Source organism: Pseudomonas neuropathica (assembly GCF_015461835.1).
GTDB lineage: Bacteria > Pseudomonadota > Gammaproteobacteria > Pseudomonadales > Pseudomonadaceae > Aquipseudomonas > Aquipseudomonas neuropathica.
The window spans coordinates 223,250-248,200 of record NZ_JACOPX010000008.1; the positions used below are offsets into that span (position 1 = coordinate 223,250).

Sequence of the window (24,951 nt, forward strand, 5' to 3'; positions counted from 1 at the left end):
TGGTACAGATCCTGCTCCCTAGCCTGCACCCCGAGCATTCAGATCGGCTCGGGGCGCATCTAGATGAACCTGCATCAGCACCGTCTCACTACTAGAGAGAAAAATAATGAAATCTGCTTTCAACACTTTGGTCCCGGGTGCTTTGGCCCTTCTCCTGCTCCTGCCCACCGCCCTTCAGGCGAAAGAAGTCGAAACCCAGACCAAGCTCGCCAATGTCGTGGTACTTGCCACCGGCGGCACCATTGCCGGCGCCGGCGCGAGCGCCGCCAACAGCGCCACCTATCAAGCGGCGAAGGTTGGCGTCGAACAATTGATCGCCGGCATTCCCGAGCTGAGCAAACTGGCGAACGTGCGTGGCGAACAAGTCATGCAGATTGCCTCGGAAAGCATCACCAACGAAAACCTGCTGCAACTGGGTCGTCGCGTGGCCGAACTGGCCGATAGCAAAGACGTCGATGGCATCGTCATCACCCACGGCACCGACACCCTGGAAGAAACCGCTTACTTCCTCAACCTGGTAGAAAAAACCGACAAGCCAATCATCGTCGTCGGCTCAATGCGTCCGGGTACCGCGATGTCCGCCGATGGCATGCTCAACCTGTACAACGCCGTGGCCGTGGCCAGCAGCAAAGAAGCACACGGCAAAGGCGTACTGGTGACCATGAACGATGAAATCCAGTCCGGTCGTGACGTGAGCAAGATGATCAACATCAAAACCGAAGCGTTCAAAAGCGCCTGGGGCCCACTGGGCATGGTGGTTGAAGGCAAATCCTACTGGTTCCGCTTGCCAGCCAAGCGTCACACCATGGATTCGGAATTCGATATCAAAAATATCAAGAGCCTGCCTGACGTAGAAATCGCATATTCCTACGGCAACGTCAGCGATACCGCCTACAAGGCTCTCGCGCAATCCGGTGCCAAGGCGATCATCCATGCCGGTACCGGTAACGGTTCGGTATCCTCCCGCGTGGTTCCAGCCCTGCAAGCGCTGCGCAAGGATGGCGTGCAAATCATTCGCTCGTCCCACGTCAACGCTGGCGGCTTCGTTCTGCGTAACGCCGAGCAGCCTGACGACAAATACGACTGGGTTGTCGCTCACGACCTGAACCCGCAGAAAGCCCGCATCCTGGCAATGGTCGCCCTGACCAAAACCAACGACAGCAAAGAGCTGCAACGGATGTTCTGGGAATACTGATGGACTTCCGCCCGGTCATTTCTTGATTGGGCACCCTGCACCACTCGCCTGACGGGCGGGTGGTGCAACGCTCACAAAGCTCTCGCACTTTTCCTACAAAAAACTCGACACGACCTACACCAAATCCGGAAAACCGCTGTCAGAGGATTTTCTTGAATTTTAAGCAGTTGCGAAAATGCTTACAGTTAAATACTGTATGCACGTACAGCTTAATAAGGATAACCTCGTGGCCACCTCCCCTGATGCTCCTGACGCTTACGAACGCATAGGCATGCGCGTTCAGAAAATTATCAATTCCCCCACCGCACAGAAAGCCAAAGCCGCACTGATCTTTCGTCTTCCGGACGAGCCGATGGACGAGTGGGAGCGCCTGCTTGAGGAAATCGACGAGAACGATAACGTCACCCTCGCTTATCGCGACGACGGTGGCGTGCAGATTTTTTGGGTTGTGCCGAAGGAAGATTGATTCAATGAGTGTCCGCTGTTTTGCTTTGCTGTTGTTGTTTTTCGCCATGGGTGCCCAGGCTGGCGCACCCCGCACATTCACCGAAGCCAAGAAGGTCGCCTGGAAACTGTATGCGCCGCAGTCCACAGAGTTTTATTGCGGGTGCAAGTACACTGGCAACAAAGTTGATCTGAAGGCTTGCGGTTACGTACCGCGCAAAAATGCCAAGCGCGCATCACGCATCGAGTGGGAACACATTGTGCCGGCCTGGCAGTTCGGTCATCAGCGCCAATGCTGGCAGGAAGGCGGACGCAAGAACTGCACCCGTTACGACCCGACCTATCAGAAGGCCGAAGCCGATCTGCATAACCTGGTGCCAAGCATTGGCGAGGTCAATGGCGATCGCAGCAACTTCAGCTACGGCTGGTTGCCCGTGCAGTCCGGGCAATACGGTTCGTGCCTGACCCAGGTCGACTTCAAGGCGAAGAAGGTCATGCCCCGCCCGTCAATTCGCGGCATGATTGCCCGCACGTACTTCTACATGAGCAAGCAATACGGCTTGCGCCTGTCGAAGCAGGATCGCCAATTGTATGAAGCGTGGGACAAGACTTACCCGGTGCAGGACTGGGAGCGTCAGCGTAATCAGAGCGTCGCGTGCGTGATGGGACGCGGTAATGAGTTTGTCGGCCCGGTGAACATGAAAGCCTGCGGCTGATTGCAGCGCAGACAATAAAGGCCTCGAACGTGATGTTCGAGGCCTTTTTGTTTGCGCCCGGATGACCGACTTGTTGTATCGCCTGTACCCCACCAGGTTAAGTGACTCGCGAGGTATGCCACGCTCTTTGATCAGGTATCTGCGCAATCTTCATGACGGCTGCCGACTCTCCGGCAATCCAGCCGTAAAAGCCGTCAGTGGCGGTGTCGACGATTTCCCGGAGAATGTTCTTTTCCATGAACGTCAGCCAATTCAATCGCTTGCCCCGCTGCTGCCATATCAACTGGCAGAGTCACCGCCCGTTCGTTTACGGCGTGAGCGGATGCTCGACCAGCACCGACTCAACGTTCTGTTTCTTGGCCTTCACCAACGCTGCATCCACTTGCACCTTACGTGCTTCAGCTTCAGCCTGAGAGTTGAACGGACCAATCAGAATTCGCGTTTTGCCGCTGCTGTCCTTGATCACCGTAGGCACGAAGGCGTGCTCGATCAGCCAGCCACTCAGGTCGCTGACAGCCTGTGGCGTTTCACCGCGCACTTCGAGATCCCATTGTGGTGCAGCGGCCGCCGCCGGCGCGGTTACTGCAGCCGATTGTGGTTTTGGCGCCTCTACATTCCTGCTTTCACCACACCCTGCCAATACCAGTGCCGCGACTACCCAAACCAATTTGCGCACAACGCTTTCCTCGAAATTCTCAAAGCCGCGATCTTATCATTCATAAATACTTCGCGAGCCCCGCAAAATGGGCACAAAACAACGAGATTGATGCTTGCAGCCTCTGTATAGTTACGCCCTGGGAATTAATGCCGCTTCTGCGCGTCAGAAAGAGGCACCCAAACCGTGAGACTTCGCACTAATCTATACGTACACCGACCTCTGCACTGTCTGAATCAGGTGCCCTACAAAGCAATCAAGGAGAAGACCATGCTGATACTCACCCGCAAAGTCGGTGAAAGCATAAACATTGGTGATGACATTACGATCACCATTCTGGGCGTAAGCGGCCAACAGGTCCGCATTGGCATCAACGCTCCGAAAAACGTTGCAGTGCACCGTGAAGAGATTTACCAGCGCATTCAGGCTGGCCTGACCGCCCCGGACAAGCCACAAACTCCCTGAGCCAGATCGCAGTCAGTAGCCAGTCCGTTTACCTTGTGGAATGACTGGCTAGAGATTCACGCGCCGTATTGCCATCCGCTCCCCACTCTGTTGGGCACGGCGCCTGACACGTTTATTGCAATCCCACGCCCCCCCCCTTTCTTACGCCCTTGCCGCCTGATACTACCTGCCATCCCTTAGACTGGCTGTCGGACATTTCCGATAGAGCGCAGAGAATTCGCCCTCTAACCGAATGTCACACCACGCGCCATGCCTGTGGCCGCAATTACCATCAGCACCAGCAACAACGCCTCGACATGGCTGATTCCCGCGTACAGCTTCGCGCGCCCGGTATCGATTGCTGCGCCGCGTGCGGAAGCGATCCGCCACTTGACCAACGTGATCATCGGGGCGAGTTCTACAATCAGGATCAGCACAAACAGCGTCATCTTCAGATGAAACAGTGGCTGATGAAGATAATAGTCAGTGCCCTTTTCGAAGCCTCCAAAAGCCCGCATCCCGCCTGTCACCAGCAGAACCAATGCAGAGATTCCCCATAGGTTATCGGCCAGCAAAACGCGCCGGGGCTCACCTGAACCGGCAGCAAGGCGACTAAACGCCGCCCCACGCGTCAGTACCGCCCAAAAACCCAAGGCAAATGCCAAGAGATGAACAGCTGCAAGAAACCAATGAACCAGCATCGATACCCCCTCATCGCAGAGTTGAAAATCGGCCAGTCAGTAGTAGTTGAAAAAATAAGGATCTGCCTGCGGGGTGTCGCCAGGCTTTCAGGAGAGATAGAAAGGAGAGATTTCAGCCAGTTGAGGCAAATCGCAGGCAAAAAAAATCCCAAGCAGCTGATGGAAGCTTGGGATTTAAAAATGCATAAACCGTGGTGGTGAACGCGGGACGAATGTTACTTAATCCCACGAACAGTAACAACATTTTTTTGATAACTGGCTGGTTAGTAACACTCGTAACCTGTTCAATATCCACACTTTTTCAAAGGGCGCTGGCGACGAACGGTGAATCGCCCACCAACTGCCTGACCCGACGACGCAGAAATTCGATCAGAGGCGGGAGGCACGACGAGGACTTGCGCACGCCATTCAGCAAGGACCGCTAAACGGTGAAGCACGACGCGCAGTGGATCAACGGACCTCGCATGGAATTTCGAATGCCCTGAGATCGACTAAACGCGAAGTCCAGCTGGCGCCCTGAGGAGGGTTTTGCAAAAGTTTTGCAAATCGCAGACAACAAAAAAGGGCCCACCTTTCGGTGAGCCCTTCTAGACCGCCCAGCAGAGCGGATTTTGTTTGGTAGGCGCGATTGGACTCGAACCAACGACCCCCACCATGTCAAGGTGGTGCTCTAACCAACTGAGCTACGTGCCTGCTGTGAGGCGGCATTCTACGGAATTCCGGAGGGGTGTCAACACCTTTTTTTCACCTAACCCTATGAATATGCAAAATATTTAATTTCGGCTCGCCGACGCAGATTTTCCGGTGGCTGGCGGAGGTTTTTCAACTCGGGTAGGATCGACGCACTCGTAAAATATATTAAACAGAGGCTGCAGGATGGCGAACACCCCTTACCCAGAGTCTTATTACGCTGCGTCGGCCAATGCCGTACCGCCCCGCCCTGCCTTGCAGGATGATGTGGAGACGGACGTCTGTGTGATCGGCGCCGGGTATACCGGATTGTCCTCAGCGCTGTTCCTGTTGGAGAACGGTTTTCGCGTCACCGTGCTGGAGGCGGCCAAGGTCGGGTTCGGCGCCTCCGGGCGCAATGGCGGGCAGATCGTTAACAGTTATAGCCGTGACATTGATGTGATCGAACGCAGCGTCGGGCCGAAGCAGGCGCAACTGCTCGGGCAGATGGCATTCGAAGGTGGCCGGATCATTCGCGAGCGCGTGGCCAAGTACAACATCCAGTGCGACCTGAAGGACGGCGGCGTGTTCGCCGCGCTGACGGCCAAGCAGATGGGCCACCTGGAATCGCAGAAGCGCCTCTGGGAGCGCTTCGGTCATACGCAACTGGAACTGCTCGATCAGCGCCGCATTCGCGAAGTGGTTGCGTGCGATCAGTACGTCGGCGGCATGCTCGACATGAGCGGTGGGCACATCCACCCGCTGAACCTTGCGCTGGGCGAAGCGGCGGCGGTCGAGTCTCTCGGCGGCACGATCCATGAACAGTCACCCGCCGTGCGCATCGAGCGCGGCGCCAACCCGGTGGTGCACACGCCGCAGGGCAAGGTCAGGGCCAAATTCATCATCGTTGCGGGCAATGCCTACCTCGGTAATCTGGTGCCGGAGCTTGCGGCCAAATCGATGCCGTGCGGCACGCAAGTAATCACCACCGAGCCGCTGGGAGACGAGCTGGCGAAAGCGCTGCTGCCGCAGGACTACTGCGTTGAAGACTGCAATTACCTGCTCGACTACTACCGCCTCACAGGCGACAAACGCCTGATCTTCGGCGGTGGCGTGGTCTATGGCGCGCGCGACCCGGCGAACATCGAAGCGATCATCCGCCCGAAAATGCTCAAGGCTTTCCCGCAGCTCAAGGATGTGAAGATTGATTACGCGTGGACGGGAAATTTCCTGCTGACCTTGTCGCGCTTGCCACAGGTCGGGCGCCTGGGCGACAACATCTATTATTCGCAAGGTTGCAGCGGCCACGGCGTGACCTACACGCACCTGGCAGGCAAAGTGCTGGCAGAAGCGCTACGCGGTCAGGCTGAGCGCTTCGATGCGTTTGCCGACTTGCCACACTACCCGTTCCCCGGCGGGCAGTTGCTGCGCACGCCATTTGCGGCGTTGGGCGCTTGGTATTACGGCTTACGCGACAAATTCGGGATGTAAAAAAGGGCCGCTGAACAGCGGCCCTTCTTATTCAACACTGAACGGATTCAGAGTTGGTCTCGGGCAATCCCGCTACGGATTCGCAGGATATCCGCCAGCACCGCCAAGGCAATTTCCGCTGGCGTCTTGCTGCCGAGGTTAAGACCGATCGGCGCATGAATCCGCGCCAACTCCGCCTCGCCCAAGCCGCCAATCCGACGCAAACGCTCGAAGCGCTTCTGTGACGTCTGCAGCGAGCCCATCACGCCAATGTAGAACGCTTCGGTGCGCACCGCTTCCATCATCGCCAGGTCATCGATACGCGGATCGTGAGTGAGCGCTACGACTGCGGTATCACGATGACAGCCACCGTCAGCAATAAACACCGACGGCAACTGCCGACGAATCTCCACGCCATCCAGCACCACGCCTTCAAGCACCTCGTCACGCGGATCGCAGAGAATCACTTCAAAGCCGAGACCGACCGCAAACTCGGCGCACGCCTGCGCCACACTGGAATACCCGGCGAGCAACAAACGCTGCGCCGCGCCGACACGAACGCGCACCCGATCAATCTCACGCTCGATCCGCGCGCCCTGCTCGCGATCAGCGAACAGACTGCGTGCACCGCTGGCCAGATCGACCTCGCGAATCAAGCGGCGCTGACCGAGCAGCGCCGACTCCAATTCACGCAGATGCGCCTGTACCTCGCAGTCGGCGTCAAATTTCTCTACCAGCACATCGAGAATGCCGCCACAAGGCAGGCTGACCCGCGAGCGCGGATCATCACCCTCCCCATATCGCACGACGTTGACCGCATCAAGAAACGCCCCTTCGGCGACGCGCTCAAGGAAATCTTCCTCGACGCAACCGCCGGACAGCGAGCCGATCCACTGTCCGCCATCGTTCACCGCCAGCAGCGAACCCGGCGCACGTGGTGCCGAACCATAAGTCGTCAGCACGGTGCAGAGCCAGATACGCTGCCCCGCCACCGACCACTCCAGCGCGCGGCGCACCACTTGTAGATCAAGATGCTGCATGTCAGTGCGCCTTGTGCTCGATGGACGGTGCGTCGGCTTGCAGCTTCTGCACTTCACTCACCGCCAACTCAGCGGACTGACCACCCCAACCTTGACGCAGGTAGTTGAGCAGATCGGTCAGTTGCTCAGGACTGAGCTTGCCAGCGAAGCCCGGCATCGGTTGCATGCGCTCGAACCCGGAGAACTTCTGCTCACCGATACCGTCCTCGATCACGCGCAACAGGTTGCGTGGGTCTTCCAGGCGCAACGTGGTATTACCGCGCATGGCCACCGCGATATGCGGCTTGCCTTCGCCGCCGACCGCATGGCAACCGGCGCAGACGTTCAGGTATTCCTGCTGGCCGCGCTGGGCGCTGGCGCCGAGTTTCTCGACTGGCACTTCAACGAGGGCTTTGGCTGCCGGCGGTTTGTCGCCGAGCAGGAACGTCGCCATCGCCGCCAGATCGGCATCGCTCAGGCCTTGAGTGCTGTTGTGGAACACCGGGAACATCTCGTTGAACATCGTCCCTTGCGCGCTCATGCCGTGCTTGAGGAACGTGCCCAGATCCTGCTCGTTCCAGCCGCGCGCGGCCAGATCAGTAGCCAGCAGGCTCGGCGCCAGGTAACCATTGAGGATGCCGCCGGTGAGGCGTTTATCCAGCTGCATCGCCCCCGGCAGGCCGCGCGGCGTATGGCATTCGCCGCAATGACCGAGCACTTCGACCATGTACTGGCCGCGCTGCCAGGCTTCGCTTTTGCCTTCGGCCGGCTCCAGTTTCAGGGCTTTGCCGTACATCATGTTCCAGCCGATCAGGCCCGGACGCACGTTAAACGGGAAGCTCAGACTGGTAACCGGGGCTGCGCGCTCGATCGGCTCGATGGTTTTCAGATACGCATGGATCGCATCCGAGTCTTCGCGCAGCATCAGGTGATACGAGGTATACGGCATCGCCGGATACAAATTCGCGCCATCGCGACGCTTGCCTTCGGTCAGCGCAGCGAAGAACTCATCATCGTTGTACAAACCGATGCCGTGCTCCTTGCTCGGGGTAATGTTGGTGCCGTAGATCGTGCCGAACGGCGACACAATCGGCAGGCCACCAGCGAACGGCGCACCACCGGGTGCAGTGTGGCAAGCCATGCAGTCGGCAGCGCGGGCAAGGTACTCGCCGCGCTTGACCTGATCATCGGCGTGGGCAAACAACAGCGGCGCAGCGAGGCCGACCGCCAGGGTCAGGCGGGTCAGTAAAAGCTTCATGCTTAACCCTCCTTGACCAGGCCGAGATCGGTCAGCACGTTGCGGGTGGCGTTGTAGTAACGCACATACCCAGTGCAACGGCAGACGTGATGGCCGAGGCTGTCCTCGATGACTTGTTCGAGCTTGCTTTGCACGGTCGGCTGGCGCTGCAGCTTTTCAACCAGCACGGTAGCGGCGTTGACGAAGCCTGGTGCGCAGTAGCTGCACTGGAAGGCGAACTCGTCGACGAAGCGTTGCTGGATCGGATTCAGCTCGGTGACCTGGCCGCTCTCGTCACGCTTGGCGTGAGATTCGATGGTGCGGACTTTCTTGCCTTCGAAATAGTGCGCGCCAGTGATGCAAGTGCGCACTTCTTCGCTGGTGCCGTCCGGGTTATCGACGATCACCACGCAGGCGTGGCAGATGCCTTGGCCGCAGCCCAGGCGCGAACCGGTGAGGTTCTTGTATTCGTGCAGGTAGTCGATCATCGGCAGGTCATCAGGGATGTCCACCGGGCCGACGGATTGACCATTGAGGGTCAGTTGAAGCGGACGGTTAGCCATTGAGGGCCTCCTTGATGCGCGCAGCAGTGATTGGCAGGTCGCGAACACGTTTACCGATGGCGTGGGCCACGGCGTTGCCGATGGCACCGACGATCGGGATCATCACCACTTCGGCGATGCCTTTGGACGGATCACTTGGCGACAGTGCCGGCAGAATCTCCGACGTCTGTTTCCACACGGCAACGTGACGGGCCATCGGCAAACGGTAACGGTTGAAGTTCCAGTCACCCTCCCCCGGTCCACCTTCATACAGCGGCATTTCTTCCATCAAGGCGTGGCCGATGCCCATGGCGATACCGCCTTCGAGCTGGCCCTTGACCAGTTCTTCGACCAGCACACGACCGCACTCGACCCACGAATGGTGATTGAGCACTTCGACTTCCGCCGAGCCTTTGTTGACCTTCAGTTCGACCAGCGTCGCGACCGGGCTGTAATAAGTCACGGCAGCGTTGTTCAACTGCACAACCGGGTAATTGATGTTCTGGCGATCCAGCAGGTGGAAACCCGCCGTGTTCATCAGCGCTTTTTTCGCCTTCGGCGCGCCATCGCCATATTTCACTGCCAGACCATCGAGCGGCAGACGCTCGCGCACGCCGTCGATGCTGTATTCGGCCTCGGCCCAGCTCCAGCGGTTAAATGCGTGAACGGTAGCGCCAGTCACCAGACCACGCTCGTGAGCGCGCTTGGCCAGCTCTTCGAAGCTCAGCGGCTGCATGCCGTTAGCCGTGAGTTTGCCGTCGACCCAATGCGCATCTTCGCGACGCACAACGTAAGGGTTGGCCTGACCGCCGTAAGGACCCTGACGCCAGATTTCCATGGCCGCCGGCCACAGACCGTTATTGAACAGCACGCGTGCCGCTTCACGGGTGGCGTGACTGAAGTAGTACGCCGAGTTGGTCGCCGACGAAGCCGAAGCCAATTTGCCCACCCAACGCGGGTTGCGCAGCAGGTTGTCCTGCTCGGCCTGGCTCATGATGTAAGGGTTGCCGCTGGTGATCAGCTGCATTTCCTTCCATTCGGTTTCGCCGGTCTTCACTTCGTGCGCCGGGCTACCGAGGAAATCGGCCACCACCAGCGCCTGCGAGGTGGACATGCCGGTACCGATTTCAATGCCGATATGGCGCAGGGTGATACGACCATCAGCCGTGAATTCGATGCTGGCCATCGGCGCTTCAGAACCGGTGCCGAAGTCTTTCTGGCAAATGGCAAAACCGACGCCGTACCAGTTGTCCGGGTCTGCGGCTTCGCGTTGTTTCTTGATCGCGTCGCGGTTTTTCCAGACTTCGTGTACCGAGGCCTTGTCGAGGATTTCGTGCAGGCGCAAGGCACCGGCCGGGATCGCGCCCTGGGTGTTTTTCATGCCGGAACGCAGGGCGTTCTTGCGACGCAGATCGATCGCATCGACACCGAGGCGATTGGCGATTTCGTCGACCATCATCTCGGTCGCCGCCATGCTTTGCAGGGTGCCGTAACCACGCATCGAACCGGCCTCAACACCACGCGAGTGGTAAGCGGTGACCTGCAGATCGTTCTGCGGCATGTAGTAGATCGACTGCGCCGCTGTGGCACCAACGGCCGCTACCGACGGGCTGTAGTTGATCCGGCCACCACCGTCGACGCTCATTTCGGCGCGGAAAATCTTGAAGCTGTAGTCGTTCTTGTCCACGGCCAACTGGTAGCGGATGTCGAACGGGTGGCGCTTGATGCCACTCTGGAACTGCTCGTAGCGGTCGTTGGCCAGGCGCACCGGCACACCCGCGCCATACAGCGCCGCCAGGGCTGCGTAGTAGACGAAGATGTTGTGGTCTTTGGAACCGTAACCCACGGTGTAACCCGGGTGCATGTTCAGGTTGTCGAGGCCGAAACGCGACGGCGCGATCATCTTCGCGGTTTCGGTCGCTGCCTCCAGCGGGCACTGGGTGGCCACGACGAAATGCAGGGTCTTGGTTTTCGGGTCATACCAGCCGTTGCCGTTGTCCGGCTCCATGGCGGCCGGCTCGATCGACGGAGTCTTGTAGCGCTCGTCGAACACCAGCCAGTTGTCCGGTGGCGTATCGATCTCTTGCTTCATGCGGTCGGCGTAGAACAGGCCGCGTTCGGTCAGGTTGCCGTGCAGGTTCGGCTGGGAATTCCACACCGGACGACGGTTCTTCAGCATCGGGAACAGGATCGAGTCTTTGAGGCTGGCGAATTCGTCTTCGTCGGCCGAGGTCGCGCCGCCGACGCGCACATAGCGGAAGCTGCCGTAGGGGTCGCCTTCGTAGAACGGCACTTTGGCACCGTAACGAATCGCTTTGTCATTGAATTTGAGTTTGTTCTTCGCCTGACGGAAACGCTCGAAATCGTTCCAGATCAGGATCGCTACCGGGTGACCGATGAACATCGGCACTTTGCCTTCTGGCAGCAGTGGGTCCGGCGCATGCTCTTCGGGGAAGACGATGCCGTCCTTGTCCAGATCAGCGGCAGTGACAATGCGGTCAGGCTGCAAGTCAGCGCCAAGCCACGACAGGTCGTAGCCGTCGTAGATTCGGTCAGCCTTGATGGTTTTCAGCAGCATGGCGTGGCCTTGCTGCTCAGGCCAGCCCGGCATGTCCTTGGAACGGATGTCGCGAGCAAAGACTTTGCTGCCGCAGACCTTGGACAGTGCATCGTTGCGCTGACGCGCCTTGCCGTTGTTGCCGAGCCATTTCTCGGACGGCACGGTGACGGTGTTTTCCATCAAGGCTGCCAGCGCCTGACTGCTGAGCGGCGTGAGCGTGACGCTCACACCCGCCACCAGCCCGCCCTGGAGGAACGAGCGCCGGGATATTTCACGGTTGGACATGGATCATCCTCTGGGCGGTTATGTGTCCGCCCTTCTGGTTATCTACTGGGGAATCTCGAGTCTTGCAGAAGCCTTTCTTGGCTAAACGAAAGGCGTGATGACAGTGCAAAGCTGACCGAAAGGTTAACTTTAAAGGTTTCTGCGCTCGCAGCAAACAACCAGTTACAAAAATTTGACTAAAGGATCAGAAAATCAATGCGACGTGGCACCGCAGGAGCTCGTTGAACATACCAACGACCCATGTGGGAGCGAGCCCGCTCGCGAAGGCGTAGTGTCAGTCAGCGCATTTTTTGCTGATACACCGCATTCGCGAGCAGGCTCGCTCCCACATGGGGATTTGTGTCGAATTCAGAATCAGGGGAAAGGAGCAGAGGGAAAAGCCAAATTGCAGACACAAAAAACCCCGGTCTTTCGACCAGGGTCTTTGCTATCGATTCCGAATCAGCCAATGACTGTTTTCGGTGCTTCAAGGCGTTCAGTGGTCCTTGGAGCAGATATGGCGCAGCGGACGGGACTCGAACCCGCGACCCCCGGCGTGACAGGCCGGTATTCTAACCGACTGAACTACCGCTGCGTATCGCTTTGAGCTTGCGCTCAAGTAACTCGTTTTGACTGCAGGCTTCGGTGCCTTGCAATCGCGAACCAGACAAGTCTGATTCGTAAAATATGGCGCAGCGGACGGGACTCGAACCCGCGACCCCCGGCGTGACAGGCCGGTATTCTAACCGACTGAACTACCGCTGCGCGTCGGTGCAGGCACTTTCAGCCTACGCTCTTGCTTACGCAAGTCTCTCGGGGAGTGGTGGGTGATGACGGGATCGAACCGCCGACATTCTGCTTGTAAGGCAGACGCTCTCCCAGCTGAGCTAATCACCCGTTTGCATCTCCGAGGCCGCGAAATTTACGCAGGTAGCGAACCTAAGTCAATAGCAGGATTGAAGTTTTTCTGAAAAAGACGAAATTGTTTCGATCCTGCAAGACCGCCTTCGCGAGCAAGCTCGCTTCCACAGGGGATTGCATTCCAAATGCGGGAGCGAGCTTGCTCGCGAAGGCGTCAGTTCATTCAACGCAAATTCAGGCGAAAAAGGCGACCTACTCGCTGTAGATCATCTTTTTCGTCATACCGCCATCAACGACGAATTCCTGTCCGGTAACAAACCCGGCATTCCTCGACAGCAACCAGGCAACCATCGCAGCCACATCCTCGACCGTCCCTACCCTGCCCGCAGGATGCTGAGCATGGTCGGCATCGGCCAACGGCTCGGCGCGACGCGCAGAAGGATCACGCGCGTCGATCCAGCCTGGACTGACCGCGTTGACGCGAATCTCCGGCCCCAGACTGATTGCCAGCGCATGCGTCAGCGCCAACAAACCGCCCTTGCTCGCCGCATACGCCTCGGAGTCCGCTTCCGACTGCCGCGCACGAGTAGAGGCCAGATTGACGATCGAACCGTTGTGCGCACGCAGATACGGCGCACAGTGCTTGGCCAGCAACATCGGCCCGCTGAGGTTTACCGCCAGCACGCGATTCCAGTAAGCCAGATCGAGGCTTTCCAGTGTGATGTTGTGCGGATCAGCGACCGCCGCGTTGCACACCAGCGCATCGAGACGACCAAACTGACCCAGCACCTCAGCCACGCCGAGCGCCACCTGACTTTCCTCGGCAACGTCCATGGCAATGAACCAGGCATTTTCGCCCAACACCTTCGCCACTTTCGAACCGCGCGCCCGATCCAGATCGGTCAACACGACTTGCCAGCCCTCACTGATCAGCCAGGCAGCGATGCCCAGACCGATACCGCGCGCAGCACCCGTGACCAGCGCAACGCGGCCATGGGTACCTGATGTCGGCGTAGACAACTCGATCACAACGCGGCCAGACCGCGCGCCAGGTCGGCTTGCAGGTCAGCGACGTCTTCCAGACCGACCGCGATGCGAATCAGGCTGTCACGGATGCCCGCCGCTTCACGCTCTTGCGGCGCCAGACGGCCGTGAGAGGTGGTGCTTGGGTGCGTGATCGTGGTCTTGCTGTCGCCGAGGTTGGCGGTAATCGAAATCAGTCGGGTCGCATCGATGAAGCGCCACGCGCCCTCTTTGCCGCCCTTGACCTCAAAGCTTACAACCGCACCGAAACCCTTCTGCTGACGCTGGGCCAGTTCGTGCTGCGGATGGCTCTTGAGACCAGCGTAATGCACCTTCTCAATGCCGTCCTGCTGCTCCAGCCATTCGGCTAGCGCCTGAGCATTCGCGCAGTGCGCCTTCATCCGCAGGTTCAGGGTTTCCAGACCTTTGAGGAAGATCCACGCGTTGAACGGACTCAAGGTCGGCCCGGCAGTGCGCAGGAAGCCGACGACTTCTTTCATCTGCTCACTGCGACCGGCCACCACACCGCCCATGCAACGACCCTGACCGTCGATGAACTTGGTTGCCGAGTGCACGACGATGTCTGCGCCCATTTTCAGCGGCTGTTGCAACGCTGGCGTGCAGAAGCAGTTATCGACGACCAGCATCGCGCTTTTGGCGTGAGCGATTTCAGCCAGTGCGGTGATATCGACCAGTTCCGCCAAAGGATTGGATGGTGATTCGACGAAGAGCAGTTTGGTGTTCGACTTGATCGCCGCATCCCAACCCGACAGGTCGGCCAACGGTACGTAATCGACTTCAACGCCGAAACGTTTGAAGTACTTCTCGAACAGGCTGATGGTCGAACCGAACACGCTGCGCGAAACCAACACATGGTCGCCGGCACTGCACAGGCTCATCACCACCGCCATGATAGCGGCCATGCCGGTTGCGGTCGCAACGGCTTGCTCGGCGCCCTCCAGCGCAGCGATGCGCTCTTCAAACGCGCGCACGGTCGGGTTGGTATAACGCGAGTAAACGTTACCCGGCACTTCCCCGGCGAACCGTGCGGCCGCGTCGGCAGCGGTGCGGAACACATAGCTGGAGGTGAAGAACATCGGATCACCGTGCTCACCTTCCGGCGTACGATGCTGACCGGCACGTACGGCCAGGGTATCGAACGCTACGCCTTCGAGGTCGCTGTCCAGCCGACCGGCATCCCATTCCTGACTCATGCTGTCACTCCTTGCCGTATTCTCGAAAATTGAAAGTCAGATACAAAACCGGCCCCTCAGGGCCGGTGATAACTCAGTTGTTGTACAGATCGATGATCGCACTGACCGCCTGGGTCTTGACCTTCGAGGCATCGTTGCGTGCCTGCTCGATCTTGTCCAGGTAAGCCTCGTCGACATCACCGGTGACATACTTGCCGTCGAACACCGCGCAATCGAAATTCTCGATCTTGATCTTGCCGCCGCCAACCGCTTCGATCAAGTCAGGCAGGTCCTGATAGATCAGCCAGTCAGCGCCGATCAGATCCGCCACGTCCTGAGTCGAACGGTTGTGTGCGATCAGTTCGTGCGCACTCGGCATGTCGATGCCATAGACGTTCGGGAAGCGTACCGCTGGCGCTGCCGAGCAGAAGTAGACGTTTTTCGCGCCAGCTTCGCGGGCCATCTGGATGATCTGCTTGCACGTGGTGCCGCGCACGATCGAGTCGTCGACCAGCATCACGTTCTTGCCGCGGAATTCCAGCTCGATGGCGTTGAGCTTCTGGCGAACCGACTTCTTGCGAGCCGCCTGGCCCGGCATGATGAAGGTACGACCGATGTAACGGTTCTTGACGAAACCTTCGCGGAATTTCACGCCCAGGTGGTTGGCCAGCTCCAGTGCCGCGGTACGGCTGGTGTCAGGAATCGGGATAACCACATCGATGTCATGCTCTGGACGCTCGCGCAGGATCTTCTCGGCGAGCTTCTCACCCATGCGCAGGCGAGCCTTGTAGACCGACACGCCGTCGATGATCGAGTCCGGACGCGCCAGGTAGACGTGTTCGAAAATGCACGGGGTCAGGGACGGATTGGTCGCGCACTGACGGGTGTGCAGCTTGCCGTCCTCAGTGATGTAGACCGCTTCGCCCGGCGCCAGGTCGCGAATCAGGGTGAAACCGAGCACGTCCAGCGAAACGCTTTCGGAGGCGATCATGTATTCAACGCCTTCGTCAGTGTGACGCTGACCGAACACGATCGGACGAATGCCGTGCGGGTCACGGAAACCGACGATGCCGTAACCGGTCACCATGGCGACTACCGCGTAACCGCCGACGCAACGGTTATGCACGTCGGTTACGGCGGCGAACACGTCTTCTTCAGTCGGTTGCAGTTTGCCGCGCTGGGCCAGCTCGTGAGCGAACACGTTGAGCAGCACTTCCGAATCGGAACTGGTGTTGACGTGACGCAGATCGGATTCGTAGATCTCTTTGGCCAACTGTTCAACGTTGGTCAGGTTACCGTTGTGCGCCAGAGTGATGCCGTAAGGCGAGTTGACGTAAAACGGTTGGGCTTCGGCCGAGGTCGAGCTGCCCGCGGTCGGGTAACGGACGTGGCCGATCCCCATGTGGCCGACCAGACGCTGCATGTGACGCTGTTGAAAGACGTCACGCACCAGGCCATTGTCCTTGCGCAGGAACAACCGGCCATCATGGCTGGTCACGATACCGGCAGCGTCCTGGCCGCGGTGCTGGAGCACGGTTAGCGCGTCATACAGCGCCTGATTGACGTTCGACTTACCGACGATACCGACGATGCCACACATGCGACGCAACCCCTACTTAATGGATCTGAACTGAACAACACTCACTGAGGCGTTTTCGCCGACGGCAAGAGTTGCTCCTTGAACGGAATATCAGCGGGTACGCTGATTCCGCTGGCAAGCCACTGACTGCTCCACCCGAGAATCAGGTTTTTGGACCAATCAGCGACCAATAGAAATTTTGGTACGAGCTGTGATTCTTTCCACCACCCGTCCTGCTGTACCGGCCCCAGGCTCAACAGCCCGACCGCCACGACCACCAGCAACACGCCACGCGCTGCGCCAAAGGCCATGCCGAGGAATCGATCGGTCCCGGACAACCCGGTGACGCGAACCAACTCGCCGATAAGATAATTGATCATTGCGCCCACGATCAGTGTGGCGACAAACATGATGGCACAGCCCGCGATCACGCGAGCCGATGGGGTTTCGATGTATCCGGCGAGGTACTCGGACAATGAGCCACCGAACATCCAGGCGACGACTCCTGCGATGATCCAGGTCACCAGCGATAATGCTTCCTTGACGAAGCCGCGGCTCAAACTGATCAAAGCGGAGATGGCGATGATTGCAACGATCGCCCAGTCAACCCAGGTAAATGGCACAGTGCAGCCTACAGACGGATAAGGCGGCGCATTTTAGCAGAGCGCATGCCTCTCGGTAAGCTGCGATTGTCAGTGCATTTCAATCGAGGCGATAGTTTTTAACCACGCTCGGGCTGGAAGCGCACGACAAAGCCCTTGAGGTTCTGCTGACGACCCAACAGATCACGCAGACGATCGGCTTCGGCACGCTCGATCAGCGGACCGACAAACACCCGATTCTTGCCATCGGCCGAACGGATATAGGCGTTGTAGCCTTGGCTGCGCAGGGTTTTCTGCAAACTCTCTGCACTGGCGCGACTCGACAGACTGGCCAGCTGCACCGACCAGCTCACCGACAGGCCATTGGCATCGACGCGGCTTTGCGTGGTGTCAGGCTTGCTCGAGGCCGCAGTGATCGGCTGAGCAGGAGCCGGAATCGGCTTGGCCACCGCCGGCGGCGCAACAGGCTTGGTGATCATGATGGGAGCCGTCGGCGTAGCGGCGACGGGCGCAGCAGGCGCCGTGTCTTCGGCGACTTCTTCATCCGTTGGCACTGGCTCCTGCGGCAAGGCTTGCGGCTCGGGAACAGCCACCGTTTCCATCTGCACTTGCGGCACGACAGGCGCTTGCGGCGCGGCAGGTGCTTCGACGGTCACCTGACGTTGCTCGTCCTGACGGGAAAACAGCATCGGCAGGAAAATCACTGCCAGCGCGACCAGCACCAAAGCGCCAACCATGCGCTGCTTGTACGCTTTATCCAGCAAAGCCATTTGCCGCTTCCTCCGTGGAGCGCCGGGCCAGCCATTCAAGGGCCTCGGCGACACAATAAAATGATCCGAACAACAGAATCTCGTCGTCACTGGTGGCTACTGCGCACTGCCCTTCCAGCGCAGCGGCGACACTGTCGTAAGACGTGACCGACGCACCAAGGTTCTGCAATGCAGCGTTTAATTCAGCCACAGGACGGGCACGCGGAGAATCCAGCGGCGCCACCGCCCAATGCTCGACACTAGCATTCAATTCGCTGACAACACCATCCAGATCCTTGTCGGCCAACAGACCAAACACCGCCAGGCGCTTGCCGACCGGCGGTCGCGAGGCCAGACGACGAGCCAGATACTCGGCGGCATGCGGGTTATGCCCGACATCCAGCAAGAGATTCAGGCGCTTGCCGTTCCAATCGAACGAGCGGCGATCCAGTCGACCGACCACACGAGTCGCCTGCAACGCCGCCACAATCTGCTGCGCATTCCACGGCAAACCGAGCAGCAAGTACGCCTGCAACGCCAACGCGGCGTTCTCCATCGGCAGATCAAGCAGCGGCAAGTCACGCAATTCGACAACCTGCCCCCGCGCGTCGGTGCCGCGCCACTGCCAGTGCTGATCGGTGATACCGAGGTCAAAATCACGCCCGCGCAGGAAGAACGGACAGGCCAGCTCACGCACTTTATCGAGCAACGGTTGCGGAGGATTCAGATCGCCGCACAGGGCAGGTTTGCCCTGACGGAAAATTCCGGCCTTCTCGAAAGCCACCGATTCGCGGGTATCGCCCAGATAATCGGCGTGATCGACGCCAATGCTGGTGACCAGCGCAATATCGGCATCGACCACGTTGACCGTGTCCAGCCGCCCGCCCAGCCCTACTTCCAGCACCACCGCATCCAGCCCGGCCTGCTGAAACAGCCAGAACGCCGCGAGGGTGCCCATTTCGAAGTAAGTCAGGGAAGTGTCGCCGCGTCCGGCCTCGACTGCTGCAAAGGCTTCGCACAGCTGCGCGTCAGTGGCTTCGACGCCATTGAGCTGCACCCGCTCGTTGTAACGCAGCAGGTGCGGAGAATTGTAGACACCGACGCTCAGGCCCTGCGCCCGCAGCAATGAAGCCACGAATGCGCAGGTCGAACCCTTGCCGTTAGTGCCGGTGACCGTGATCACCCGAGGCGCCGGCTGGCCCAGCCCCATGCGGGACGCTACCTGTTGTGAACGTTCCAGGCCCATGTCGATGGCCGAAGGATGCAACTGCTCAAGGTAGGCGAGCCATTCGCCAAGGGTGCGCTCGGTCATAGGCCAGCAGGGACCGGTGGAACCACGATCGGCTCGATTGGCGCGGCAACGAACTTCGGCGTCGGCTTGCCAGTCATTTGTGCCAGCAGGTTACCCAGACGCGGGCGCAGTTCCTGACGATGGATGATCATGTCGATCGCGCCGTGTTCCAGCAGGAACTCGCTGCGCTGGAAGCCTTCCGGCAGCTTCTCACGCACGGTTTGCTCGATAACGCGCGGACCAGCGAAGCCGATCAGGGCTTTCGGCTCACCGACGATCACGTCGCCAAGCATCGCCAGACTCGCCGAAACACCGCCGTAGACCGGGTCGGTCAGCACGGAGATGAACGGAATGCCTTCTTCACGCAGACGCGCCAGCACTGCCGAAGTCTTGGCCATCTGCATCAGCGAGATCAGCGCTTCCTGCATGCGCGCACCACCGGAGGCGGCAAAGCAGATCATCGGGCAGCGGTTTTCCAGCGCGTAGTTGGCGGCGCGAACGAAGCGCTCACCGACGATGGCGCCCATGGAACCGCCCATGAAGGCGAATTCAAAGGCCGAAACCACCACTGGCATGCCCAGCAAGGTGCCGCTGACGGAGATCAGCGCGTCTTTTTCGCCAGTCTGCTTCTGGGCAGCGGTCAGGCGATCCTTGTACTTCTTGCCGTCGCGGAATTTCAGGCGGTCAACCGGCTCCAGATCGGCGCCCAGTTCGTTGCGACCTTCGGCATCGAGGAAAATGTCGATGCGCGCACGTGCGCCGATGCGCATGTGGTGGTTGCATTTAGGGCAAACGTCCAGGGTCTTTTCCAGCTCCGGACGATACAGCACCGCCTCGCAAGACGGGCATTTGTGCCACAGACCTTCAGGGACCGAGCTCTTCTTGACCTCGGAACGCATGATCGAAGGGATCAGTTTGTCTACTAACCAGTTGCTCATGCTTTCTTTCTCCAGTACCGGCGGCCCGAACGCTCTGGTTCGCAGCCCCGCGTATGCCCTTCAGCTAAATTCATGTGTGTGGCGATGGTTGGTGGACAGCCGCGGTCAGCGCGAAACATGACCTGCGTGCGATCCAGAAACCCTCAGCCGCGCCTGCTTTGTGCAAGTGCATTGATGGACGGCGGCAGACTGCCAGCCGTCACATCAATATGGCGCTTTGCGTACTGCGTTGATGAACGCGCGAATCTTTGCGTGATCCTTGATGCCTTTGCTCGCCTCTACCCCACCGCTGACGTCTACCGCGTACGGTTTTACCCGAGCCACGGCTTCTGTGACGTTTTCTGGGGTCAAACCACCCGCGAGAATCAACGGCTTGCTCAAACCTTGCGGAATCAATGACCAGTCGAAGGCCTCGCCGGTTCCGCCCGGTACGCCTTCGACATAAGTGTCGAGCAGTACACCGCTGGCGCTCGGGTAGGCATCCACCGCTGCGGCAATATCATCACCCGCCTTGACCCGCAACGCCTTGATGTACGGGCGATGCCAGCCTTCGCAATCTTCCGCGACTTCATCACCATGGAACTGCAACAGATCCAGCGGCACGGCATCGAGGATTTCCCCCAACTCGCAGCGACTGGCGTTGACGAACAGGCCCACGGTGGTCACGAACGGCGGCAATGCCTGAATAATCGCTCGCGCCTGCTGCACTGTGACCGCACGCGGACTCTTGGCATAGAACACGAACCCGATCGCATCTGCCCCGGCCTCAACGGCGGCCAGCGCATCTTCTATGCGGGTAATCCCGCAGATCTTGCTGCGAACGGCTGACATATCGAGAAAAACTCCGAGGCAAAATCCGGGAAAGTCCCGGATGGTAACAAAAGCGCTCGAGGGCGTCAGCCGTCAAGTTCGGAGAAACCCGTAAGGAAATGTGGCCCGATAAAACGCTCGGGCAACGGGAATTCGTCGTGGTACTCGACCTGCACCAGATACAAGCCGTACGGATGCGCCGTAACGCCACCGGAACGGCGCTCGCGACTTTCCAACACTTCCTTCATCCACTCGACCGGACGCTCGCCGGCACCAATGGTCATCAACACGCCAGCGATATTGCGCACCATATGATGCAGGAACGCATTGGCGCGAATATCTAGCACGATCATCTTGCCGTGACGGGTTACGCGCAGGTGATGCATCTTTTTGATCGGCGACTTGGCCTGGCACTGACCGGCGCGGAACGCACTGAAATCGTGAGTACCGATCAGGTATTGCGCTGCCTCAGCCATGCGCTCGACGTCCAGCGGGCGGTGGTTCCAGGTGATTTCTTCGTTGAGATGCGCCGGCCGAATCTGATCGTTGTAGATCACGTAGCGATAGCGCCGGGCGATGGCTTTGAAGCGCGCATGGAAATGCGCTGGCATCACCCGCGCCCAGCTGACACTGATGTCATGGGGCAGATTGATGTTGGCGCCCATGACCCAGGCTTTCAGCGAACGATCGACGGTCGTATCGAAATGCACCACTTGCCCGCAGGCATGCACGCCGGCGTCGGTGCGTCCGGCGCACTGCAGCGAAACCGGTGAATTGGCGACTTTCGACAGGGCTTTTTCGAGCTCTTCCTGCACCGTCGCCACACCCGTCAACTGACGCTGCCAGCCGCTGTAGCGCGAGCCTTTGTACTCAACGCCCAGCGCGACGCGGTAAAAGCCGTCGGGGGCCATTTCGGCGACCGGGTTATCTATGTTTGCCAAGGTGGGACAGCCTGCTGTTTGTGCAAAGGCGGGCATTATAAGGCTGTGGACCAGGGATACCAGAGTTCTCTATTGGCAGTTCTGGCCCTATCGCGAGCAGGCTCACTCCTACAGGGGAACGCATTCCAAAATGCAGGAGTGAGCCTGCTCGCGATAGCAATCCTTCAGACACCACTGGATCCGGCCCAAACAAAAACGGCAGCCTCACTGGGCTGCCGTTTTTGTTTACCACTGAACTTACGCCAAGTTCGAAAGCATTTCCTGGGCTTCTTTTTTCTGCGCTTCGCTCCCCTCATTCACGACTTCGTTGAGGATGTCGCGCGCACCGTCGCTGTCGCCCATGTCGATGTAGGCCTGAGCCAGATCGAGCTTGGTCGCCGCTTCGTCGGTGCCGGCGAGGAAGTCGAAATCATCTTCGCCCAGATCATCACCCTTCATTGCATCGGCTTCGGTGAAGGTCGGTTCGGCGATGCTTTGCGACAGACGATCCAGCTCGGCGTTGACGTCATCCAGCTCAGCCGCGAACGCATCCGGTTCGGCCGCTGGATTGCTGTCCATTTCGTCGGCCAGCGACAGATCGAAATCGGCCGGCAGCTCCAGATCATCTTGTGGCACGTCAGCCACCACTGGCGCCTCGACCGGCGGCAGATCCTTCACGCCTTCGTCCAGGTCCAGCAGGAAGTCATCGTCCGCCAGATCAACCGCTGGAGCTGCCGGCTCGGCACCGAGGTCCAGATCGAGGTCGAAGTCCGACAGATCATCCAGATTCTCTTTGATGTCGGTCTGCTGTTGCAGCACCGATTCGAAGCTCAGGTCGTCGTCCGCCGGAAATTCATCCAGCTCGACCGGCGCTTCAGGCTCAATCACCGGCGCAGGCTCTACCGGCGTGATGTTGTCGAGATCGTCCAGGCTCAGATCAAACGCGCTGTCGAGGTCGTCTTCCACTGGCGCAGGCGCCGGCGCTTCAGGCTCATCGAGCAGCAGATCCTTGACGTATTGCGCGTCCAGCTCGGCAGCCACGGCAGCAGCGGCCAGACCACTGGCAGCGACGACGGCCATGGCCGGGAAGCGGCTTTTCAGTTCTTCGACCTTGGCGAAGTTGTCGCCGTTGGCCACCAGCTGACGCTCCTGACCGACGAACGCGTCGCGGTCGCCCTGCTGACCGTAGACTTCCATCAGCTTCAGACGCAGATCACTGCGCTGCGGCTCCAGGCTGACGCCCTCTTCGAGCAGCGCGGCAGCCTGATTCAGGCGACCGGCGTTGATATGCGACTGCGCCTTGTCGAGCACGTCATCGGATCGCTCGGCGGCGGGAGCTACCAGCGGCGCGGCAATCGGCTCAGCCATCACGATCGGGGCGACTACCGGAGCCACTACGGGTGCAGGTGCCGGAGTGTTGAGCTTGACGCTCGCCGCCGGGGTTTCCAGACCTTCGAAGCTGCTTTCCGGCAGATCCTGCTCGGCGGAGAACTCTTGCTCTTCCGACAGCGCGCGGGCCATGCGCATGTGTTTTTCGGCCTCTTGCTGCGCTTTGCGGCGACGCGCCAGCAGCAACAACAGGAGCAGCAGAACCACAGCACCGCCGCCCACAAGACCCAGCAGAATCGGGTTGGTCAGCAGTTCGTTGAAGGTTTTCTCGTCTTCGACAACCGGCTTCGGCGCGACCACTGGCTCGACGACTGGCGTCTCAGCCGGTGGCGCAATGGCGGACTCTGGCGTCGGCGCTGCGTCTGCCGGAGTAGCTGGCGGGGTGGCGGCCAGCTCAGCCGTGATTGCAGGCACCGCCGGTGCGGCAGGATTGGTGGCCGGCGCAGGGCCCGCGCCTTCAGCTTGCAGTTTTGCCAACTGATTGTTCTTCAGCTCGATCAGCTTTTGCAGCTTGTCCAGCTGACTCTGCAGATCGGACATGCGGCTTTTCAGTTCCTCGTTGTCACGACGGGTCGTGTCGAGGCTTTCCTGAGTGACCGCGAGCTTGTTGCTCAGTGCCTTGGCATCACCTGCCGGGCCTTTGCCGCGCGCCTTGGTGCTTTCGGCGGAGACCAGGCTCAGATTGTCCTGAGCGTTCTGTGCTGCACCGGTGTTGCCGCGACCACGATTGGTCGCATCGAGCTGCTGCTGACCAGTGCCTGGCTTGGCCACATAACGACGACCCTGACGCCAGGCTTCGTTTTGCGCTGCCACTTCGGCAATCGCTTTCGATTGCGGCAGCGCCGTACTTTGCACCGCATCCGGCAGACGCAACACCTGGCCGGTTTTCAGACGGTTGATGTTGCCACCGATGAACGCATCCGGGTTCAGCGCTTGAATGGCGAGCATGGTCTGTTGCACCGAGCCGCCGGTACGCGCCTTCGCAGCGATTTCCCAGAGGGTATCGCGCGGCGTGGTGGTGTATTGCGTCGGATGCGTGGCGCCAGTGGTCGGCGCGGCGATGGTCTGCGACGGCGCTGGTTGTGCGGCGGCGTCAGCGGTCTGTGGCGAGAACTTCGACGGATCCAGCAGCACGCTGTAATCGCGCAGCAGACGGCCGTTCGGCCACATCACCTGCACGAGGAATTTGACCATCGGCTCCGACAGCGGCTTGCTCGACGTTACGCGCAGCACGCTTTTGCCGCTGGCGTTGAGCACCGGGGTGAAGGTCAGATCATTGAGGAAGGCCTGGCGGTCGACGCCGGCCTTGGCAAAATCTTCAGGTGAAGCCAGGCTCGGCACCACTTCGGCAGCGGTGAGATCCTTGACGTCGAGCAGCTCGATTTCAGCCACCAGCGGCTGGTTCAGGGTCGACTTCAGGGTCAGCTCCCCGAGCCCGAGGGCATGCGCCATACCGGAGGACAGCGCCGAGGCGGCCGCTATTGCTAACACCAGTTTGCGAACTTGAACCATAGCCTCATCCTTTGTTTGAACGTTCCTCGGCCAGCGAGAAGATGTTGAATACCGCTGCCGTAAGGCATTGCGCGCGACGACGACAGATGTCGCGCGCGATCATTTCTTTGATGCCCCGGAAAGTCCCGGAGGGTGACACGTTATCAAGCGATCTGGGCAAGCATAGCG

The 24,951-nt window shown here is 59.4% G+C and carries 22 protein-coding genes and 4 tRNA genes; 6 read left to right on the forward strand and 20 right to left on the reverse strand.

From position 1 onward, the window contains the following. Positions 1 to 106: 106 nt before the first annotated feature. The 3 genes from H8F23_RS13770 (at position 107) to H8F23_RS13780 (ending at position 2,355) form a co-directional block, all read left to right on the forward strand. Positions 107 to 1,195 (forward strand): asparaginase, encoded by a 1,089-nt coding sequence (locus H8F23_RS13770; protein WP_034152752.1) that lies wholly within the window; start codon positions 107 to 109, stop codon positions 1,193 to 1,195. Between the two features lie 196 nt (positions 1,196 to 1,391). Next, the gene (locus H8F23_RS13775) at positions 1,392 to 1,661 is read left to right on the forward strand and encodes a DUF1654 domain-containing protein (RefSeq protein ID WP_371748305.1); all 270 of its coding nucleotides are present in this window, start codon (positions 1,392 to 1,394) and stop codon (positions 1,659 to 1,661) included. A 4-nt stretch (positions 1,662 to 1,665) separates the two neighbouring features. Continuing rightward, positions 1,666 to 2,355 (forward strand): endonuclease, encoded by a 690-nt coding sequence (locus H8F23_RS13780; RefSeq protein ID WP_093432123.1) that lies wholly within the window; start codon positions 1,666 to 1,668, stop codon positions 2,353 to 2,355. A 307-nt stretch (positions 2,356 to 2,662) separates the two neighbouring features. Here the strand turns inward: H8F23_RS13780 and H8F23_RS13785 are convergent, their stop codons facing one another. Next, a complete protein-coding gene (locus tag H8F23_RS13785; RefSeq protein WP_194934729.1) occupies positions 2,663 to 3,031 on the reverse strand; it encodes an SPOR domain-containing protein in 369 nt (122 codons plus the stop codon). 249 nt (positions 3,032 to 3,280) lie between these two features. Here H8F23_RS13785 and csrA point away from each other — a divergent pair, with 249 nt between their 5' ends. Further along, positions 3,281 to 3,475 carry a carbon storage regulator CsrA gene (csrA, locus tag H8F23_RS13790; protein WP_003179932.1) on the forward strand — a complete coding sequence of 65 codons (195 nt, stop codon included), beginning with the start codon at positions 3,281 to 3,283 and terminating at the stop codon, positions 3,473 to 3,475. 224 nt (positions 3,476 to 3,699) lie between these two features. On the opposite strand, the gene H8F23_RS13795 is transcribed toward csrA, so the two are convergent. Next, the gene (locus tag H8F23_RS13795) at positions 3,700 to 4,155 is read right to left on the reverse strand and encodes a DUF2214 family protein (protein WP_194934730.1); all 456 of its coding nucleotides are present in this window, start codon (positions 4,153 to 4,155) and stop codon (positions 3,700 to 3,702) included. On the opposite strand from H8F23_RS13795, the gene H8F23_RS13800 reads away from it, so the two are divergent. Next, positions 4,144 to 4,356: a hypothetical protein gene (locus tag H8F23_RS13800; RefSeq protein ID WP_194934731.1), complete on the forward strand. Its 213-nt coding sequence runs from the start codon at positions 4,144 to 4,146 to the stop codon at positions 4,354 to 4,356. The two genes, H8F23_RS13795 and H8F23_RS13800, sit on opposite strands and share 12 nt — an antisense overlap. Positions 4,357 to 4,771: 415 nt before the next feature. Here the strand turns inward: H8F23_RS13800 and H8F23_RS13805 are convergent. Then, positions 4,772 to 4,848, reverse strand: a tRNA-Val gene (locus tag H8F23_RS13805). Positions 4,849 to 5,031: 183 nt separating this feature from the next. Here H8F23_RS13805 and H8F23_RS13810 point away from each other — a divergent pair. Next, a complete protein-coding gene (locus H8F23_RS13810; protein ID WP_093432114.1) occupies positions 5,032 to 6,315 on the forward strand; it encodes an NAD(P)/FAD-dependent oxidoreductase in 1,284 nt (427 codons plus the stop codon). A 47-nt stretch (positions 6,316 to 6,362) separates the two neighbouring features. Here the strand turns inward: H8F23_RS13810 and H8F23_RS13815 are convergent, their stop codons facing one another. The 17 genes from H8F23_RS13815 to H8F23_RS13895 all read right to left on the reverse strand — a co-directional run bounded on the left by H8F23_RS13815 (position 6,363) and on the right by H8F23_RS13895 (position 24,783). Then, positions 6,363 to 7,334, reverse strand: a complete 972-nt coding sequence (locus H8F23_RS13815) for an XdhC family protein (RefSeq protein ID WP_194934732.1) — start codon at positions 7,332 to 7,334, stop codon at positions 6,363 to 6,365. A 1-nt stretch (position 7,335) separates the two neighbouring features. Then, the gene (locus tag H8F23_RS13820; RefSeq protein WP_194934733.1) at positions 7,336 to 8,571 is read right to left on the reverse strand and encodes a c-type cytochrome; all 1,236 of its coding nucleotides are present in this window, start codon (positions 8,569 to 8,571) and stop codon (positions 7,336 to 7,338) included. A 2-nt stretch (positions 8,572 to 8,573) separates the two neighbouring features. Then, positions 8,574 to 9,113 carry a (2Fe-2S)-binding protein gene (locus H8F23_RS13825; protein WP_038369461.1) on the reverse strand — a complete coding sequence of 180 codons (540 nt, stop codon included), beginning with the start codon at positions 9,111 to 9,113 and terminating at the stop codon, positions 8,574 to 8,576. Continuing rightward, positions 9,106 to 11,937, reverse strand: a complete 2,832-nt coding sequence (locus H8F23_RS13830) for a xanthine dehydrogenase family protein molybdopterin-binding subunit (RefSeq protein ID WP_194934734.1) — start codon at positions 11,935 to 11,937, stop codon at positions 9,106 to 9,108. Before H8F23_RS13830 ends, H8F23_RS13825 begins: the two co-directional genes overlap by 8 nt. A 497-nt stretch (positions 11,938 to 12,434) precedes the next feature. Next, positions 12,435 to 12,511: transfer RNA gene (locus H8F23_RS13835), tRNA-Asp, on the reverse strand. A gap of 93 nt (positions 12,512 to 12,604) precedes the next feature. Further along, positions 12,605 to 12,681 (reverse strand) — tRNA-Asp (locus tag H8F23_RS13840). A 56-nt stretch (positions 12,682 to 12,737) separates the two neighbouring features. After that, positions 12,738 to 12,813, reverse strand: a tRNA-Val gene (locus H8F23_RS13845). A gap of 216 nt (positions 12,814 to 13,029) precedes the next feature. After that, on the reverse strand, positions 13,030 to 13,806 hold the full coding sequence (locus H8F23_RS13850) for an SDR family oxidoreductase (RefSeq protein ID WP_194934735.1): 777 nt from the start codon (positions 13,804 to 13,806) through the stop codon (positions 13,030 to 13,032). Next, positions 13,803 to 15,014: an O-succinylhomoserine sulfhydrylase gene (locus tag H8F23_RS13855; protein ID WP_194934736.1), complete on the reverse strand. Its 1,212-nt coding sequence runs from the start codon at positions 15,012 to 15,014 to the stop codon at positions 13,803 to 13,805. Before H8F23_RS13855 ends, H8F23_RS13850 begins: the two co-directional genes overlap by 4 nt. Before the next feature lie 73 nt (positions 15,015 to 15,087). After that, a complete protein-coding gene (gene purF, locus H8F23_RS13860) occupies positions 15,088 to 16,593 on the reverse strand; it encodes an amidophosphoribosyltransferase (RefSeq protein ID WP_016984539.1) in 1,506 nt (501 codons plus the stop codon). A 41-nt stretch (positions 16,594 to 16,634) separates the two neighbouring features. Beyond that, entirely contained in the window at positions 16,635 to 17,195 is a 561-nt protein-coding gene (locus H8F23_RS13865; RefSeq protein WP_007913461.1) for a CvpA family protein, read from the reverse strand. Between the two features lie 98 nt (positions 17,196 to 17,293). Then, a complete protein-coding gene (locus H8F23_RS13870) occupies positions 17,294 to 17,944 on the reverse strand; it encodes an SPOR domain-containing protein (protein ID WP_194934737.1) in 651 nt (216 codons plus the stop codon). Beyond that, positions 17,928 to 19,235 (reverse strand): bifunctional tetrahydrofolate synthase/dihydrofolate synthase, encoded by a 1,308-nt coding sequence (gene folC, locus H8F23_RS13875; protein WP_194934738.1) that lies wholly within the window; start codon positions 19,233 to 19,235, stop codon positions 17,928 to 17,930. The genes H8F23_RS13870 and folC overlap by 17 nt, the downstream gene beginning before the upstream one ends. Next, entirely contained in the window at positions 19,232 to 20,152 is a 921-nt protein-coding gene (gene accD / locus H8F23_RS13880) for an acetyl-CoA carboxylase, carboxyltransferase subunit beta (RefSeq protein ID WP_007913458.1), read from the reverse strand. Before accD ends, folC begins: the two co-directional genes overlap by 4 nt. Positions 20,153 to 20,356: 204 nt before the next feature. After that, positions 20,357 to 20,983 carry a phosphoribosylanthranilate isomerase gene (locus H8F23_RS13885; protein WP_194934739.1) on the reverse strand — a complete coding sequence of 209 codons (627 nt, stop codon included), beginning with the start codon at positions 20,981 to 20,983 and terminating at the stop codon, positions 20,357 to 20,359. A 65-nt stretch (positions 20,984 to 21,048) separates the two neighbouring features. After that, complete coding sequence (gene truA / locus H8F23_RS13890) at positions 21,049 to 21,873, reverse strand: tRNA pseudouridine(38-40) synthase TruA (RefSeq protein WP_034152768.1); 825 nt, start codon at positions 21,871 to 21,873, stop codon at positions 21,049 to 21,051. A gap of 267 nt (positions 21,874 to 22,140) precedes the next feature. After that, entirely contained in the window at positions 22,141 to 24,783 is a 2,643-nt protein-coding gene (locus H8F23_RS13895; protein ID WP_194934740.1) for a FimV family protein, read from the reverse strand. Positions 24,784 to 24,951: the final 168 nt, after the last annotated feature.

Bases quoted from the DNA above. Each gene is read 5' to 3' on its own strand.
- H8F23_RS13770 (WP_034152752.1), top strand. From the start codon at position 107: ATGAAATCTGCTTTCAACACTTTGGTCCCGGGTGCTTTGGCCCTTCTC.
- H8F23_RS13775 (WP_371748305.1), top strand. From the start codon at position 1,392: ATGCACGTACAGCTTAATAAGGATAACCTCGTGGCCACCTCCCCTGAT.
- H8F23_RS13780 (WP_093432123.1), top strand. From the start codon at position 1,666: ATGAGTGTCCGCTGTTTTGCTTTGCTGTTGTTGTTTTTCGCCATGGGT.
- csrA (WP_003179932.1), top strand. From the start codon at position 3,281: ATGCTGATACTCACCCGCAAAGTCGGTGAAAGCATAAACATTGGTGAT.
- H8F23_RS13800 (WP_194934731.1), top strand. From the start codon at position 4,144: ATGAACCAGCATCGATACCCCCTCATCGCAGAGTTGAAAATCGGCCAG.
- H8F23_RS13795 (WP_194934730.1), bottom strand. From the start codon at position 4,155: ATGCTGGTTCATTGGTTTCTTGCAGCTGTTCATCTCTTGGCATTTGCC.
- H8F23_RS13810 (WP_093432114.1), top strand. From the start codon at position 5,032: ATGGCGAACACCCCTTACCCAGAGTCTTATTACGCTGCGTCGGCCAAT.
- H8F23_RS13815 (WP_194934732.1), bottom strand. From the start codon at position 7,334: ATGCAGCATCTTGATCTACAAGTGGTGCGCCGCGCGCTGGAGTGGTCG.
- H8F23_RS13820 (WP_194934733.1), bottom strand. From the start codon at position 8,571: ATGAAGCTTTTACTGACCCGCCTGACCCTGGCGGTCGGCCTCGCTGCG.
- H8F23_RS13825 (WP_038369461.1), bottom strand. From the start codon at position 9,113: ATGGCTAACCGTCCGCTTCAACTGACCCTCAATGGTCAATCCGTCGGC.
- H8F23_RS13830 (WP_194934734.1), bottom strand. From the start codon at position 11,937: ATGTCCAACCGTGAAATATCCCGGCGCTCGTTCCTCCAGGGCGGGCTG.
- H8F23_RS13855 (WP_194934736.1), bottom strand. From the start codon at position 15,014: ATGAGTCAGGAATGGGATGCCGGTCGGCTGGACAGCGACCTCGAAGGC.
- purF (WP_016984539.1), bottom strand. From the start codon at position 16,593: ATGTGTGGCATCGTCGGTATCGTCGGTAAGTCGAACGTCAATCAGGCG.
- H8F23_RS13870 (WP_194934737.1), bottom strand. From the start codon at position 17,944: ATGGCTTTGCTGGATAAAGCGTACAAGCAGCGCATGGTTGGCGCTTTG.
- folC (WP_194934738.1), bottom strand. From the start codon at position 19,235: ATGACCGAGCGCACCCTTGGCGAATGGCTCGCCTACCTTGAGCAGTTG.
- accD (WP_007913458.1), bottom strand. From the start codon at position 20,152: ATGAGCAACTGGTTAGTAGACAAACTGATCCCTTCGATCATGCGTTCC.
- H8F23_RS13885 (WP_194934739.1), bottom strand. From the start codon at position 20,983: ATGTCAGCCGTTCGCAGCAAGATCTGCGGGATTACCCGCATAGAAGAT.
- truA (WP_034152768.1), bottom strand. From the start codon at position 21,873: ATGGCCCCCGACGGCTTTTACCGCGTCGCGCTGGGCGTTGAGTACAAA.
- H8F23_RS13895 (WP_194934740.1), bottom strand. From the start codon at position 24,783: ATGGTTCAAGTTCGCAAACTGGTGTTAGCAATAGCGGCCGCCTCGGCG.